The following is a 16,159-nucleotide window of genomic DNA, read 5'->3' on the forward strand; positions in this document are numbered from 1 at the left end:
CGCGCACAGAGGCCCACCAGCGTCCCAAGTTCGGTTTTCTAGTCGACCGCGTCCACCGGCTGGGCGAACTGGGCCGCGTACAGCCGCGCATAGGCGCCCTGCTGTTCGATCAGCTCCTTGTGCGAGCCCTGCTCGACGATCCGGCCCGACTCCATCACCAGGATCACGTCCGCGTCGCGGATGGTGGAGAGCCGGTGCGCGATCACGAAGCTGGTGCGGCCCTTGCGCAGCGAGCCCATCGCCTGCTGGATCAGCACCTCGGTGCGGGTGTCGACCGAGCTGGTGGCCTCGTCGAGGATCAGGATCTGCGGCCGCGCCAGGAACGCCCGGGCAATGGTGATCAGCTGCCGCTCGCCCACGCTGACGTCGCTGCCCTCGTCGTCCAGCACCGTGTCGTAGCCGTTCGGCAGGGTGCGCACGAACGTGTCCACGTGGGTGGCCCGGGCGGCCGCCACGATGTCCTCGCGCGAGGCCGCGTCGGCCCCGTAGGCGATGTTGTCCGCGATCGTGCCGCCGAACAGCCAGGCGTCCTGCAGCACCATCCCGAACTGCTCACGCAGCTCGTCGCGGGTCATCCCGGCGGTGTCCGCGCCGTCCAGCCGGATCTGCCCGCTGTTCAGCTCGTAGAACCGCATCAGCAGGTTGACCAGGGTGGTCTTGCCCGCGCCGGTGGGCCCGACGATGGCCACCGTCTGGCCCGGCTCGACCCGCAGCGAGAGGTTGTCGATCAGCGGCCGGTCCTCGGTGTAGCGGAAGCTGACGTCGTCGAACTCGACCAGCCCGCTGACCTTCTCGGGGTGCACCGGGGTGACCGGGTCGGGCTCCTGCTCCCGGGCGTCGAGCAGGGCGAAGATCCGCTCGGCCGAGGCGATCGCCGACTGCAGCAGGTTGGCCATGCTGGCCACCTGGGCCAGCGGCTGGCCGAACTGGCGGCTGTAGGTGATGAACGCGGTGACCTCACCGACGCTCAGGTGCCCGTTCGCCACCCGGATCCCGCCGACCACGGCCACCAGCACGTAGTTCAGGTTGCCGATGAACATCATCGAGGGCTGGATCAGGCCGGAGATGAACTGGGCCCGGAAGCCGGCCTCGGCCAGTTCGTCGTTGTGCTGGTCGAAGGTGCGCCGGGCCTCTTCCTGCCGGCCGAACACGGTGACCAGCTGGTGCCCGGTGTACATCTCCTCGATGTGCCCGTTGAGCCGGCCGGTGCTGCCCCACTGCTTCACGAACTGCGGTTGCGCCCGCTTGCCGATCAGCCCGGTGACGGCGATCGACAACGGCACCGTGACCAGCGCGATCAGGGCCAGCAGGGGCGAGATCCAGAACATCATGGCGAGCACGCCGACGATGGTCAGCAGCGAGGTGACCAGCTGGCTGAAGGTCTGCTGCATCGACTGCTGCAGGTTGTCCACGTCGTTGGTGACCCGGCTGAGCACCTCGCCGCGCGGCTGGCGGTCGAAGTAGCTCAGCGGCAGCCGGGCCAGCTTGGCCTGGGTCTGCTCCCGCAGCCCGAAGACCGCGCGCTGCACCAGCGCGGCCACCAGCCGGCCCTGCACCAGGGCCAGCCCGAACGCCGCCAGGTAGACGGCCAGCACCTGGTAGAGCAGGTTGCGGACGCGGTCGAAGTCGATGCCGGCCGCCGGGTCGATCACCCCGTCGAAGATCACGTCGGTGGCGTCGCCGAGCAGCTTGGGGCCGATCACGCTGCAGACCACCGAGCCCAGGCCGAGCAGCATCGCCCCGATCAGCAGATTGCGCTGCGGGCGCAGCATGCCGAACAGGCGCTTGGCCGAACCGGTGAAGTTGAGCGCCTTCTCGGTGGGTGGGCCGGCCATGTGCGCACCCGGGCCACCGCCGGGCCGGGGCCCGACCGGGCCCGGGCCGCGGGCCGGAACCTTTTCTTCCGAGCCGGTTTCCGTGGTCATGCCACCGCCTCCTGCTCGGTCAGCTGGGAAAGGACGATCTCGCGGTAGGTCTCGTTGCCGGCCATCAGCTCGCGGTGCCGGCCGGTGCCGACCACCCGCCCGGCGTCGAGCACGATGATCTGGTCGGCGTTGCGGATCGTGCTGACCCGCTGGGCCACGATCACCACGGTGGCGTCGCGGGTCTCGGCCGTCAGAGCGGCCCGCAGCGCAGCGTCGGTGGCGTAGTCGAGGGCCGAGAACGAGTCGTCGAACAGGTAGATCTCGGGTCGCCGGACCAGGGCCCGGGCGATCGACAGACGCTGGCGCTGGCCCCCGGAGACGTTCGTACCCCCTTGGGCGATCGGGGTTTCCAGGCCCTCGGGCATGGCCCGCACGAACTCGGCGGCCTGGGCGATCTCCAGGGCGTGCCAGAGTTCCTCGTCGGTGGCCTCGGGCCGGCCGTAGCGCAGGTTGCTGGCCACCGTGCCGGTGAACAGGTAGGGCTTCTGCGGCACCAGGGCCACCGCCTCGGCCAGGCGGGCCGGGGCGAGCTCACGCACACTCACCCCGTCGACCAGCACTTCGCCCTCGGTCGCGTCGAACAGGCGAGGTACCAGGTTGAGCAGCGTGGTCTTGCCGCTGCCGGTACTGCCGATGATCGCGGTGGTCTGTCCCGGCAGGGCGCTCAGGTCGAGGTTCTCCACCACCGGACGCTCGGCGCCGGGATAGCGGAAACTCACGTCGCGCAGCTCCAGACGCCCGTGCAGGGCGCCGGTCTCGCGCGGCTGCACCGGCGGGACCACGCTGGTGTCGGTACCCAGCACCTCCTCGATCCGCTCGGCCGAGACCTCGGCGCGCGGCACCATCATGAACATGAAGGTCGCCATCATCACCGCCACCAGGATCTGCATCAGGTAGCTGAGGAACGCGGTGAGCTCACCGACCTCGAGCTGACCGTCGGCGATCCGGTGCCCGCCCCACCAGAGCACAGCCACGCTGGAGAGGTTCAGCACCAGCATCACGGTGGGGAACATCAGGGCGAGCAGGCGCCCGATCGCCAGCGAGACGTCGAACAGGTCGGTGTTGGCCCGTTCGAAGCGCTGCCGCTCGCGCTCGTCGCGGACGAAGGCGCGGATCACCCGGATCCCGGCGATCTGCTCGCGCAGCACCTGGTTGATCCGGTCCAGCCGCTCCTGGGTGAGCCGGAACAGCGGGCGCATCCGGACGATGATCAGGGTGACCGCCACGCCGAGGGCGGGCACCGCGACGGCCACGGTGCCGGACAGCGGCACGTCCAGGCGCAGCGCCAGGATGATGCCGCCGATGCACATGATCGGCGCCGAGACCATGAAGGTCAGCGTCATCAGGACCAGCATCTGGACCTGCTGCACGTCGTTCGTGGTGCGGGTGATCAGCGACGGGGTGCCGAACTGGCCGACCTCACGGGCGGAGAACGACTGCACCCGGCCGAAAAGCGCGGCCCGGACGTCGCGGCCCAGGCCGGCCGCGGTGCGGGCGCCGAAGTACACGGCCGCGGCCAGGGCGGCGATCTGGACCAGGCTGATGCCGAGCATGGCCAGGCCGATCCGGAGGATGTAGCCGGTGTCGCCGGTGACCACGCCGCGGTCGATGATGTCGGCGTTCAGCGTGGGCAGGTAGAGGGTGGCCACGGTCTGGACGAGCTGGAAGAGCACGACCCAGCCGATGGCTGCGGAATATGGGCGCAGACGTGCGCGAAGCAATTGGACGAGCACGCGGACACAGTACTGCGCCGAAAGCATTCCAGCGCATGAATTAAATTGTCAAGAGCCACGGGCAGATACCGGCCCGCAACCGCGCCCGGCGTCGGTAAAATAGAAGGGGAACGAACGACCCGCGGCGCTTTCTGCGGGCATGAAGAAGGGGCGTGCGCGGGCACGCCCCTTCTTCATGGTTCGGTGACCTGGCTCAGGCCCGGCCGGCCTCGCGTTCGTTGATCGCCGAGATGACCAGCTCGCACACCTCGCGCACGGCGCCGTAGCCACCGGACTTGGTCAGCGTGAGCCGGGCCAGGGCCATCACGTCGGAGTGGGCGTTGGCCACCGCGATCGGCCAGCCGACCATGCGCAGGCAGCCCAGGTCGTTCACGTCGTTGCCGACGTAGGCCACCCGCTCCGGGTCGAGCCCCTCGGCGGCCAGCCACTCCTTCAGTGCCTGGGCCTTGTCGGACTGACCGTGGATGACCGGGATCTGCAGCTTGCGGCCGCGGGCGGCGACCACCGGGTTGACCTCGGTGGACAGGATCAGCATCTTCAGGCCGGCCTGACGGGCCAGCTTGATGCCCATCCCGTCCTCCCGGCTGACCCGCACGCTCTCGGTGCCGTCCTGCAGGACGATCGAGGAGTCGTCGGTGTGCACGCCGTCGAAGTCCATCACCAGGGCGTCGACGTCGATCACCGGCAGGCCGTCGATGCGCTCCTGCTCCTCCAGCACGGCCGCGCGCAGCCGGGCGATGTGCAGGTCGTCCGGGGTGTCGATCTCCATCGCGTGGTCGTCGTTCACCCGCTGGGCCACCAGCGTGCCGAAGAACCGCCGGCCGTGACGCCGCAGGCCGTCGGTGCGCATCGCGTAAAACGCACCGGTCTCACGGAATTCGGTGTCACGGTCCTGCCGGCGGGGCCGGAAGCTGGCGTCGTGGTTGATCCCGATCAGGCCGTCCGGGCCGTACTTCCAGAGGAAGGCGTGGCTCTCGACCGCGGAGAAGGCGCAGTCGGCCTCCCCGGCCAGCACCCGCCCGACCGCGGCGTCCAGGTCGGCCGGGTTCATGAACGGGCTGGTGCACTGCACCAGGACGGTGACCTCGGGGGCCGGGCCGTCGCCCTGGATCTCGTTGATCGCGTGCAGCACAGCCGATTCCGAGGAGGCGGTGTTGCCGGAGATGGCGGCCGGGCGGACCACCACGTGGGCCCCGGCGCGGCGGGCCTCCTCCTGGATGCCGGCGTGGTCGGTGCTGACGTAGACCTCGTCGATCAGCTGCGACTGCCGGCAGGCGGTGACCGCCCGCATCAGCAGGCTGCGGCCACCGACCGGCTCGAGGTTCTTGAGGGGGACGCCCTGCGACCCGCCACGGGCGGGGATGACGGCGACGACTCGGGGGCGGGTCTGGGCAGGTGGTGCGTCACTCACGACGGTCCTCGGGACTAGCTCGAAACAGGGGCCAGCAGCTTGACCAGGAACATCAGGCACCATGGCCGGGCCCCGGCAGGGCCTACCCAGCAGAATACCGTCCGGGCGGAGTGCTCAGGACTGCTCAGCTCGATGAATGTTGCGCGATCTCAAGGAAATCCGCGTCGCCGTCGGGCACCAGGACCTGGCGGGCGGCGTCCGGCACGTCGGGCATCCACCACTCCTGCGGCACCGCGAACTCGCGGATGTCGGCCTGCGGGGCGATCAGCCGCAGGGTGGAGACGGCCGTGCTGGGAAGTGACACGACGCGGTGGCGTTCGCCCATCCCGCGCAGGCTGACCTCGACCGGGACGTGGCCCCGGACCACGTCGATCCCGGGATAGTTGGTCAGTGGGCTCAGCGTGGAGGCGTTCTCCCGGCGGTGCGCCCGGTAGACCACCGGGCCCTTGTCGGCCAGGCCGCGGATCCAGGCCAGGTAGGGCTGGGCCTTGATCAGCCGGTTGGCCACCATCGAGGTGCCGAGCACCACGGTGCGGTCGGGGTCGGTGCGGTCCTGCTCCGTCTCGGGCAGGGAGCGCAGCCAGGTGAAGTCGTTGCGCTCGACCGGCAGGCCCACCTGGGCGGCGGCCCGCAGCACGTCGGCGGGCAGTTCGAGGGCGGTGATCACGCGCAGCCGCTGCTGGCCGATCATCCGGCGCAGCCGCATCTTGGCCATCCGGGCCAGGACGGTGCGGTGGGCGGTCTGCTTCACGTGCGGGCGGACCAGCGGGACCTCGTCCTTCAGCAGGGCGTTCATCACCCGCCGGGTGGCCCGGCCGTCGTCCAGCAGCACCAGGTTGCGGGGTGGGGCCTGCACCAGCAGACGGTGCACGGCCCCGGAGAATGCGTCGCCGACGGCGAGGTCCTCGCCGCCGCGACGCGGCGCCCCGGAGGGAAGTTTGATGGTCACACCGTCCGGCAGTCCCAGACGGGTGACCTCGGCGACCGCCGTCACCAGAGGCTCGACGCCCTTCCGCGGAAGGACGACGAGCCGGCCACCGAGCCGGCCCGAGGCGTGCGCCTCCAGAGCTCCCAGGAGCTGGAAGGGCGACTCAACCCAGGCCTGCACGGTGGTTGATCCGGCGACGTCGGTCACGGGGATGACTAGCCGACGCGGCGCAGACGCGCCTTGGGCTTGAGCTCACCCTCGAAGACGCGCTTGACGCCGTCGCCCAGGGCCTCCTCGATGATCCGGATGTCGCGGACCAGGTGACGCAGGCCTTCGGGCTCCAGTGAGGCGGAGTGGTCCGAGCCCCACATGGTGCGGTCGAGGGTGATGTGCCGCTCGACGGTGACCGCGCCCAGGGCCACGGCCGCCAGGCTGATCTGCAGGCCGCGCTCGTGGCCGGAGTAGCCGACCGGCACGCCGTAACGCTCGCGCAGCGTGTTGATCGTGCGCAGGTTGGCCTCGTGCGCCGGCATCGGGTACGTGCTCGTCGCGTGCATCATCACGAGCTTCTCGGTGCCCAGGGTCTCGACCGCCTTGTCGATCTCCTCCAGCGTCGACATGCCGGTGGAGAGGATGACCGGCTTGCCGGTGTTCTTCATCGCGGTGAGCAGCTCGATGTCGGTGACCGACGCCGAGGCGACCTTGAACGTGACCACGTCGAACTTGGCGGCCAGGAACTCCACCGAGGGCACGTCCCACGGCGAGGCGAACCAGTGCATGCCCAGCTTGGAGCAGTAGTTGTCGATCTCCGTGTACTGCTCCTCCTCGAACTCCACGCGGTAGCGGTAGTCGAGGTAGCTCATCGTGCCCCAGGGGGTCTCCCGCTGGACGTCACGCATGTCCTTCGGGGTGGAGATCTCGGGGGTGCGCTTCTGGAACTTCACAGCGTCGCATCCGGCCTCGTGGGCGATGTCGATCAGCTGCTTGGCGATCGCCACGTCACCGTTGTGGTTGAGACCGATCTCGGCGATGACGTACACCGGCTGGTCGGGTCCGACCAGCTTGCCGCCGATCTCGACCGGCGCGATCGTCTTGGTGGGTCCAGCAGTCATTGTTGCTCCTTCAAGCCTGAGGGCCCTCTAGTCTCCGGGCCGGAATTAGCCCCGGAGTGATCCCAAGTGTGTGGGACACCGGCAGGATTCGGGCAGCCCCTCGTCGGCCACGATCCCGGAGAGCGAGAGTTTAGGTTACGGATGCCGTCAAGGGCCCGTGTGAACAACCGGCATCCAGATGTCGACACTTCAGGAACTTCGTGCCGATGTACTTGCCAGCGACTGTGAGGACTGCTTCACCCTCTGTCGCATTCTGACCCGGGCGCGCACGATCGCGCTGCCCGCCGGGGTCAGCCGTAGGCGGTCAAGCCGACGGCGCTTCGCCGACCGGCCCTTGTTCAGGCCGGAGGCGATGGTGGGCAGACGGCCCTCACGGGCCTGCGCCACCAGCTCGTCGAGCATACCGATCCAGTCGTTGTCGCTGCGCGGGTGGAAGTAATTGTCGGCCAGCCACCAGGTTTCGGGATGACGGAAGTCACCCTGCTCGAGCTGGTCCAGTCCACCCATCACGCCACTACCGACGAACACCTGGTTGATCAGGTTCTCGGAGACGCCGAACTCGTCGATCAGAAGCACCGGAATGTCCAACGCCATCGCTTCGAGTACGGCCGTGGAACTCACCGTGACCAGGGCCACCGCGTCGGCCAGCTGCTCGGCCATCGACCCGGCCGCGAAGGTGAGGGCCTCGGGCGAGTGCACCTCGCCGGACGCCACCAGCTCCTCCCAGAGGGCCTGGTAGTGGTGCGGCTCGTGGTGCGTGTGGAACTCGCCGATCCCGCCGCGGGTCTTGACCACGACCTCCAGGTCGGGCCGGTTGGCGGCCAGACGGGCCAGGCTCTGCAGGATCAGGATCCGGTCCTTCTTGACCCGCGGCACCTTCCCCTGAGTGGCGAAGAGCACACGATTGCGGTGCGGCTTGGCCACCGAGTTCAGCGGCTCGACGCTGGTGTCGCCCTCCAGCGCCTCGGCCGGGGTGTGCTCGAAAGCCTGCTGCTGCCCGGCGTTCTGCCCACCGGTCAGCTCCTGGGCGGGCAGGATGTCGGCCGGGCGGGCCAGGAACGGGATGGTGGCCAGGCCGAGCCGGCCCTTCATGTCCATCTGCCGGCGGACCTGGTCGTACTCCTCCGCCTCGCGGTGGCTGTGCACGATCCACAGGTCGACGGCACCGCGGTAGCCCCAGGCCCGCCGCCGGGCCGGGATGGCGATGCCGGGGATGCCGGTGATCAGCACCGGCCGGTGGCTGGCCCGGCTCAGCGCCTCGGAGTAGGCGTGCACGCTCGGGCCGGTCAGGGCCAGCAGCACGGCGTCCGGCCGGTCGCGCTCGACCCGCTTGAGCAGCTGACCGGGCGAGAGCACCTCAGGGTCATGACCCGCGTACGCAGTGCCACTGAGCGCTGCAATGCGTTGCGAGGCCGACGGTCTGGCCGGGGAGCAGGCGACGACGACCTCGGTCTTCGTCCCGGCCGGCAGTTGCCCGAAGAGACTGACGGCCCACTTCAGGAAGGAGTCAGATTCCGCGACAGCGATCACATGATGGGGCACCAGCGGAGTGTAAGGTTTTTGGCCGTCCCCTTGTGCACGCACGAGAGGATGCACAGGGGAATGCAAAGTTCCCCGGACCCGACCGAGCGGAGGCTTCACGTGGTGACCGAGCAGTTGCGCCGGCTGGGTAGACGCCGAGGTCAAGTGCAGGAACAGCCCCCTGCGGAGATCCCCCCCGCCGACGCCAAGCTGCTCGAGCAGGCCAAGTCCCGTCAGCGCCTGGAGCAGAACTTCGAGGCGTTCCCGCCCCGGACCGAGCGCATCGGCCAGCACATCAAGACCATGCTGGGTAAATCCGGGGTGAAGGGTGGGCGAATTCTCGAGATCGGTGGGCGCGCCAACCCCTACAAGGACTGGTTCCCCGGTTTCGAGTACAACGCCCTCGACCTGGAGATCTCCGAGCCCGGGGTGATCCAGGGCGACATCACCAACTGCCCCGAGATCGAGTCCGAGAGCTTCGACGCGATCATCAGCGTCGACGTCTTCGAGCACATCCGGGAGCCGTGGCTGGCCGGGCCGGAGATCACCCGGCTGCTGAAGCCGGGCGGCTTCACCTACCACTCCACCCTGTTCAGCTGGCGCTACCACCCCTGCCCGGTCGACTACTGGCGCTACACCCCCGAGGCGCTGTCGTTCATCTTCCAGGACCTGCGGGTGATGCAGGCCCAGTTCGACACCGTGGAGCGGCGGCGCAACCTGGTCGGCAAGGGCAAGCACAAGCTCGAGCCGGACGCGTTCGGCGGCTGGCGGGAGAACTGGCGGGTCTTCTACGCCGGGGTCAAGAACGACCCGAACGCCCCCAAGGGCGTCGGCGCGCTGACCGCGCAGCAGCAGGCCGAGGCCGACCAGAAGGCGCTGCGCGACAACCCGTACGGCAAGCCCACCGAAGAGCAGTAGAAGCAGAGCACCAGCAGAGCCCGGGCCCGGCGGCCCGGGCTCTGTCATGCCCGGGCTCTGTCATGCCGGGACTCTGTCGTGTCACGTCTGCTCCTACCCGGGTCTGACGCCGAATGGGGAGCAGATCAGCCGCGGGTCTGACGTGCGGCCGGGCCGCCGAACGTACGGTGGCCGGGTGAGTCAGGCGAGCGAGGACATCCCCCGGGTGGAGGCCACCTACCAGTGGCTGCGCCTGCACCCCTTCGAGGTGGACAGTGCCGCCGCAGCCCTGGCCGCGCTGGCGATGCTGTTCATCGCCCTCGTGGGCGGGCCGGTCACGATCTCCTGGCTGCCCACCATCGTGATGGTCGGCGCCCTGGCCTGGCGCCGCCGACGTCCGCTGCGCTCGGCGCTGGCCGTGGCGGCGGCCGGGTTCGTCGTGATGCTCAGTGCCGAGTCCATGTACCTGCTGGTCGCCACGCTCGCGGTGTTCTGCTCGCTGTACGCGGTGACCGCCTACGGCCCCCGCTGGGCCGGCTGGACCGGCGCCGTGATCGCCTGGCTGGCCGGCGGCGTGACGATGAGCTTCCAGGGCATCATCTCCGGCGGCGCCGACACCCCGTTCGCGCTCACCTTCACCGCCACCGTGCTGTTCGGGATCTGGGCGCTGGGCCGGATGCGCCGGCTGCGGCTGCGGGACGAGGCCCGGCTGGAGGAACGGGCCCGGCTGCTGGAGTCCGAGGCCGAGCAGCAGGCCCAGCTGGCCGCCACGGCCGAGCGGGCCCGGATCGCCCGGGAGATGCACGACGTCGTAGCGCACTCACTGTCGGTGACGATTTCGCAGGCCGACGGTGGCCGATATGCCGCACAGCACAACCCCGAGGCGGCTATCACCGCACTTGAGACCATTTCCGCCACCGGCCGGCAGGCTCTGGCCGACATGCGGGCCCTGCTCGGAGTGCTGCGCGACGACAGTACCCAGCAGCTCACCCCGCAACCGGACACCGAGGCGATCAAGGATCTGGTCGACCAGGTCCGCGGCAGCGGGCTGACCGTGACCCTGGAGGTGCTCGGCGAGCCGGTGGTGCTCCCGGCCGGGCCCGGGCTGGCCGCCTACCGCATCGTTCAGGAGTCGCTGACCAACGTGCTCAAGCACGCCGGGCCGAGCGCCGAGGCCCGGGTCCGCCTGATGTGGCTCAGCGAGGCGCTGGAGATCCGGGTCGAGGACGACGGCCGGGGCGCGGCCGCCACCCCGGCCACCCCTGGCAGTCAGGGGCTGATCGGGATGCGCGAAAGGGCGACGCTGTACGGCGGGCAGCTGGAGGCCGGGCCTCGGCAGGGCGGTGGGTTCGGAGTCCGGGCGTATCTGCCCTACCGTCAGAACTCGTGAGCGAACCCACAGACAACCCGGCCACCCCGATCCGGGTCGCACTGGTGGACGACCAGCAACTGGTCCGGGCCGGCTTCCGGATGGTGATCGACTCCCAGCCGGACCTGTCGGTGCTGGTCGAGGCGGCCAACGGGGAAGAGGCGGTGACCCGGCTGAGCGGCACCGTGGTGGACGTGGTGCTGATGGACGTCCGGATGCCGAAGATGGACGGGATCGAGGCCACCCGCCGGATCGTCGCGCTGCCGCAGGCCCCCAAGGTGGTCGTGCTGACCACGTTCGACCTGGACGAGTACGTGATGTCGGCGATCGGCGCCGGGGCCAGCGGCTTCCTGCTCAAGGACGCCCCGCCCGAGGAGATGCTGGCCGCGGTGCGCACGGTGTTCGCCGGCGACGCGGTGATCGGCGCCAGTTCCACCCGTCGTCTGCTGCACCACATCGGCCCGATGCTGGCCAACGGCACCGCCGAGTCGGTGCTGGGCGCCCCGGTGCTGGACCCGGGCACCCCGCCGCCCGCAAACGTCCCCAAGGGCTTCTCGGTCGCCTCGGGTGTGCCGAACCCGGCCGAGGCCCTGGCCCAGGCGCCCTCCCCCGGCCCGGACAACCCGATGCCCCGGGTGCTGGCCGACCTCACCCCGCGCGAGTACGAGGTGTTCGTGCTGATGGCCAACGGTCTGAGCAACGCCGAGATCGCCTCGCACTTCGTGGTTTCCGAGGCCACGGTGAAGACCCACGTGGGCCGGGTGCTGACCAAGACGGCGGCCCGCGACCGGGTGCAGATCGTGGTGCTCGCCTACCAGCTGGGCATCGTGCGGCCCTAGGCGGTGCGTAATCCCCCGGGACTACGGCCGCGACCGGGGTCATCCCACGGGCTGACGCCCGGCGGCCGACCCGGATCATCCCGCGGCGCGATGTGCCCGGGACCCCCTGGTCAATAGCTTCTTCCTCAGAGACGAATGTCCTTTCCTGAGGAGGAGAACCGATGTCCTGGACCTCGGCCCAGCAGACCCAGCCGGGTCACGCCGGTGAGTACGGCCGGCCCCAGACCCGCGAGACCGCCGTCCGGGCGCTCGGTGTGCAGAAGGTCTACGGCCGCGGCGAGAACCAGGTCGCGGCCCTGCGCGGGGTGGACGTGAGCTTCGAGAAGGGCGCGTTCACGGCGATCATGGGCCCCTCCGGCTCCGGCAAGTCGACCCTGATGCACGTCCTGGCCGGCCTGGACACCGTCTCGGCCGGGAAGGTCTTCCTCGGCGACACAGAACTCACCAGCCTGAACGACGCCAAGCTGACCCGGCTGCGGCGCGACCGGATCGGCTTCGTGTTCCAGGCCTTCAACCTGATCCCGGCGCTGAACGCCAAGGCCAACATCGAACTGCCGCTCACGCTGGCCCGGCGCTCGCCCGACCAGCAGTGGTACGACGACATCGTCCAGCGCCTGGGGCTCACCCAGCGGCTCACCCACCGCCCCAGCGAACTGTCCGGCGGCCAGCAGCAGCGGGTGGCCATCGCCCGGGCCCTGCTCCCCCGCCCCGACGTGGTTTTCGCCGACGAGCCCACCGGCAACCTCGACTCCACGGCCGGTGCCGAGGTGCTGAGCATGCTGCGGGCCAGTGTGCGCGAGACCGGGCAGACCGTGGTGATGGTGACCCACGACCCGGTCGCCGCCTCCTACGCCGACCGCGTGGTGCTGCTGGCCGACGGCGCGATCGCCGGCGAGCTGTTCTCCCCGACCACCGACAGCGTGCTCGACGCGCTGCGTCACCTGGGAGGCTGACCGATGCTCGCGCTCAGCCTGGCGCAGCTGCGCACCCAGGCCCACCGCCTGATCGCGACCGCTCTGGCGATCATCATCGCGGTCGGTTTCGTGGTGGCCACCCTGGTGCTCAACTCCACCTTCCGCAACACCGTCTTCGGCGCCCTCACCAGCCAGTACCGGACCACCGACGGGGTGGTCGCGTTCGACTGGAACACCGGCGGCGAGCTGCCCACCGAACAGCAGTGGACGAAGTTCGGCGAGCAGATCTCGCAGCTGCCCGAGGTGGCCGCCGTGGCCGTCGACCACACCGCCTACGTGAACACCCGTGAGGTGGGCGCCGACGGCTACCGCTACGCCCAGGTGCAGTCCCTGGCCGAGGGCGAACTGCGCTGGCAGAAGCTGGAGTCCGGCACCTGGCCGCAGGGGCCGGGCCAGGTCGTCGCCGCCCCCAGCGGCGATCTGGAGGTCGGCACCCGGATCGAGATGCAGATCCAGGCCGCCTTCGACAACGAGGGCAACGAGACCGCCCCGGCCCGTTCCGTCGAGGCCACCGTGGTCGGCCTGACCGACCGCGCCTCCGGTATCAGCGCCATGGGCGGCGGGCAGTTCTGGACCACTCCGGAGCAGGCCGCCGACTGGAACGCCACCGAGGTCGACGCGATCCGGGTGGCCGCGGCCTCCGGGGTCGACCCGGCCGACCTGGTCGAGAAGGTCCGTACCGAGCTGGACGGCTCCAAGGCCGGTCAGACGCTGACCGTGCGCACCGGCGACGAGGAGTCCGAGGAGGCGGCCAACAACCTGGCCAGCGGAAGCACCGAACTGACCGCCGTGCTGCTGGTTTTCGGCGCCATCGCGGTGTTCGTCTGTGCCCTGGTGATCGCCAACACCTTCGCCGTGCTGCTGGCCCAGCGGGTGCGTGAACTGGCCCTGCTGCGGGCGATCGGCGCGGCCGGCAAGCAGTTGCGCCGGGGTGTGCTGGTGGAGTCGTTCGTGATCGGTGTGGCCGCCTCGGCGCTCGGCGTGGCCGTGGGCATCGGCCTGGCCGCCGCAGTCTCGGCGATCGCCGCCGGCTACGACCTGACGATCCCGCTGAGCGGGGTCTCGATCGGGGTGACGCCGATCCTGATCGGCATGGCGATCGGCACGGTGGTGACCATGCTGGCCGCCTTCAACCCGGCCCGCAAAGCCACCCGGGTGGCGCCCCTGGCCGCGATGCGCCCGATGGACGAGGAACCGATCACCACCCGGGCCGGCCTGTTCCGCCGGATCGCCGGGCTGATCCTGGCCGTGCCCGGGGTGGGCATCGCCTACTACGGCGGCAAGGAGAACGACATCCTGATCGCCGCGGGCGGCGGGATGGTCACCTTCCTGGCCGTCCTCCTGCTGGCCCGCTGGCTGGTCCCGATCGCCGTCGCGGCGGTGGGCCGGGTGGTCGGCCCGGCCGGCCAGGTGCCCGGAAAGCTGGCTGCGCTCAACGCCACCCGTAACCCGCAGCGCACCGCGGCCACCGCCACCGCGCTGATCATCGGGGTCACCCTGACCACCATGATGGTGGTCGGCGCGGCCACCACCCGGGCCTCGGCCTCGGCCGCGATCGACGACAGCTTCCCCACCGACGTGGTGGTCTACGTCGGCTCCAGCGAGAACGCCCCGACCACGCTGGCCGGCACCATCGCCGGGGTCGAGAACGTGGCCGCCGCGATGCCGGTCGAGGGCGCCTCGCTGCAGATCGGCACCATGAAGGAGAGCTGGGCCCAGGTCGTCGACCCGGCCAAGGCCGCCACCGTGGTGCGCTCCGACGACCAGGGCCTGGTGCCCCAGGCCGGCACGATCGTGCTGCCGGAGTACTACGAGAGCGAGGCCGGGGCCGCCGACGGCAAGCCGCTGGTCCTCAAGGCCAAGGGCAAGAGCATCGAGCTCACCGCCCACGTGGTGCCCGACACCGAGATCAACAGCCCGCGGGTGGCCTCTGCCGACATCGCCCGGCTGGGCGTGAGCACGCAGCTCAGCGAGGTCTGGGCGAAGCTGGCCGACGACCTGGACAACGACGAGCGCAACGACACCCTCGACGCGGTGGCCAGCGCCGCGGCCGACGTGGACCCGGACAGCGGCCTGAGCGGCTCGGCCAACGAGCGGGCGGCGTTCGACCAGCTGCTGGACATCCTGCTGCTGATCGTCCTGGGCCTGCTGGCGGTGGCCGTGGTGATCGCGATCATCGGGGTGGGCAACACGATGGCCCTGTCGGTGCTGGAGCGCCGTAAGGAGTCCGGGGTGCTGCGGGCCCTGGGCCTGACCCGCGGGCAGCTGCGCTGGATGCTGCTGTGGGAGGCGATGCTGATCGCCGGTGTGGCCGCCGCCATCGGCATCGTGATCGGCTCGACCTACGGCGTGCTGGCGGTGAAGGCGGTGCTGGGCAGCCAGGGCACGGTCCACATCGACATCCCGGTGCTGCAGGTGCTGGCCATCCTGGTGGCCGCGACCGTGGCCGGGGCGGTGGCCTCGGTCCTGCCCTCGCGGCGGGCGGCGAAGATCTCGCCGGTGGCCGCGATCGCCTCGGCCTGACCCCAGGGCAACCACACGAACAGGGGACGTCGGTGCGCAAGGAGCGCACCGACGTCCCCTGTTCGTGTGGTCGGCGGTTCTCGACAGGTTGGCCCGCGCAATCGGACTTACCGTCACCGGCATGGATCTCGAACTCACCGGCCGGACCGCTCTGATCACGGGCGCCGACTCCGGCATCGGCCTGGCCACCGCCCGTCAGCTGATCGCCGAGGGGGTGCGGGTGGCGATCACCGACCAGGACCCGGAGCGGCTCGGCGCCGCGGCGGCCGAGCTGGGCGACGTGGTCGCGGTGGCCGCCGACCTGACCGTTGCGGCCGAGGTCGCCCACCTGCACAGCCAGGTGACGGCCGACCTGGGGTCCCCCGACATCCTGGTGCACGCGGCCGGGATCACCGGCGCCCAGGGGCTTTTCCACGAGATCGACGAGGACGGCTGGCAGAAGACCTTCGACACCGACTTCTTCAGTGCCGTGCGGGTGGTGCGGGCGTTCGTCGGGCCGATGCGCGAGCGCGGCTGGGGCCGGATCGTGCTGCTGGCCTCCGAGGACGCGGTGCAGCCCTACGTGGAGGAACTGCCCTACTGCGCGGCCAAGGCCGCGGTGGTGACCCTGGCCAAGGGCCTGTCGAAGACCTACGGCCCGGACGGGGTGCTGGTCAACACCGTGTCCCCGGCCTTCATCGCCACCCCGATGACCGACGCGATGATGAAGCAGCGCGCGCAGGAGAACGGCACCAGCTTCGACGAGGCGGTCAGCAGCTTCCTGGACGAGGAGCGGCCCGGGATGGCCCTGAAGCGACGGGGCGAGGCCGGCGAGGTGGCCTCGGTGATCACCTTCCTGTGCTCCGAGCGGGCGAGCTTCGTCAACGGCAGCAACTACCGCGTGGACTCCGGATCGGTGCTCACCGTCTGAGATGAGAGCATGGGCAG

Annotated in this window: 12 protein-coding genes; 6 read left to right on the forward strand and 6 right to left on the reverse strand. The window is 70.2% G+C overall.

The window, feature by feature from the left end:
- Positions 1-38 precede the first annotated feature (38 nt).
- The 6 genes from QSK18_RS02805 to QSK18_RS02830 form a co-directional block, all read right to left on the reverse strand.
- Positions 39-1,925 (reverse strand): ABC transporter ATP-binding protein, encoded by a 1,887-nt coding sequence (locus QSK18_RS02805; protein WP_285616475.1) that lies wholly within the window; start codon positions 1,923-1,925, stop codon positions 39-41.
- A complete protein-coding gene (locus QSK18_RS02810; protein WP_285616476.1) occupies positions 1,922-3,658 on the reverse strand; it encodes an ABC transporter ATP-binding protein in 1,737 nt (578 codons plus the stop codon). The genes QSK18_RS02805 and QSK18_RS02810 overlap by 4 nt, the downstream gene beginning before the upstream one ends.
- Positions 3,659-3,851: 193 nt before the next feature.
- Positions 3,852-5,069: an acylneuraminate cytidylyltransferase gene (locus tag QSK18_RS02815; protein ID WP_232808322.1), complete on the reverse strand. Its 1,218-nt coding sequence runs from the start codon at positions 5,067-5,069 to the stop codon at positions 3,852-3,854.
- 124 nt (positions 5,070-5,193) lie between these two features.
- Positions 5,194-6,204, reverse strand: a complete 1,011-nt coding sequence (locus QSK18_RS02820; RefSeq protein ID WP_232808323.1) for a hypothetical protein — start codon at positions 6,202-6,204, stop codon at positions 5,194-5,196.
- Between the two features lie 8 nt (positions 6,205-6,212).
- Positions 6,213-7,109, reverse strand: a complete 897-nt coding sequence (locus QSK18_RS02825; RefSeq protein ID WP_232808324.1) for an N-acetylneuraminate synthase family protein — start codon at positions 7,107-7,109, stop codon at positions 6,213-6,215.
- Between the two features lie 189 nt (positions 7,110-7,298).
- Positions 7,299-8,651, reverse strand: a complete 1,353-nt coding sequence (locus tag QSK18_RS02830) for a DUF6716 putative glycosyltransferase (RefSeq protein WP_232808325.1) — start codon at positions 8,649-8,651, stop codon at positions 7,299-7,301.
- 60 nt (positions 8,652-8,711) lie between these two features.
- Between QSK18_RS02830 and QSK18_RS02835 the strand changes: the two genes are divergently transcribed.
- The 6 genes from QSK18_RS02835 to QSK18_RS02860 all read left to right on the forward strand — a co-directional run bounded on the left by QSK18_RS02835 (position 8,712) and on the right by QSK18_RS02860 (position 16,142).
- A complete protein-coding gene (locus QSK18_RS02835) occupies positions 8,712-9,548 on the forward strand; it encodes a class I SAM-dependent methyltransferase (RefSeq protein ID WP_232808326.1) in 837 nt (278 codons plus the stop codon).
- 175 nt (positions 9,549-9,723) lie between these two features.
- A complete protein-coding gene (locus QSK18_RS02840) occupies positions 9,724-10,917 on the forward strand; it encodes a sensor histidine kinase (protein ID WP_285616477.1) in 1,194 nt (397 codons plus the stop codon).
- Positions 10,914-11,735, forward strand: coding sequence for a response regulator transcription factor (locus QSK18_RS02845; RefSeq protein WP_285616478.1), 822 nt, complete (start codon positions 10,914-10,916; stop codon positions 11,733-11,735). The genes QSK18_RS02840 and QSK18_RS02845 overlap by 4 nt, the downstream gene beginning before the upstream one ends.
- A gap of 161 nt (positions 11,736-11,896) precedes the next feature.
- Entirely contained in the window at positions 11,897-12,688 is a 792-nt protein-coding gene (locus tag QSK18_RS02850) for an ABC transporter ATP-binding protein (RefSeq protein ID WP_232808329.1), read from the forward strand.
- 3 nt (positions 12,689-12,691) lie between these two features.
- Positions 12,692-15,232, forward strand: a complete 2,541-nt coding sequence (locus QSK18_RS02855) for an FtsX-like permease family protein (protein WP_232808330.1) — start codon at positions 12,692-12,694, stop codon at positions 15,230-15,232.
- Positions 15,233-15,353: 121 nt separating this feature from the next.
- Positions 15,354-16,142 carry an SDR family NAD(P)-dependent oxidoreductase gene (locus QSK18_RS02860; RefSeq protein WP_232808331.1) on the forward strand — a complete coding sequence of 263 codons (789 nt, stop codon included), beginning with the start codon at positions 15,354-15,356 and terminating at the stop codon, positions 16,140-16,142.
- Positions 16,143-16,159 lie beyond the last annotated feature (17 nt).

This window comes from Kineosporia sp. NBRC 101677 (genome assembly GCF_030269265.1).
GTDB lineage: Bacteria > Actinomycetota > Actinomycetes > Actinomycetales > Kineosporiaceae > Kineosporia > Kineosporia rhizophila.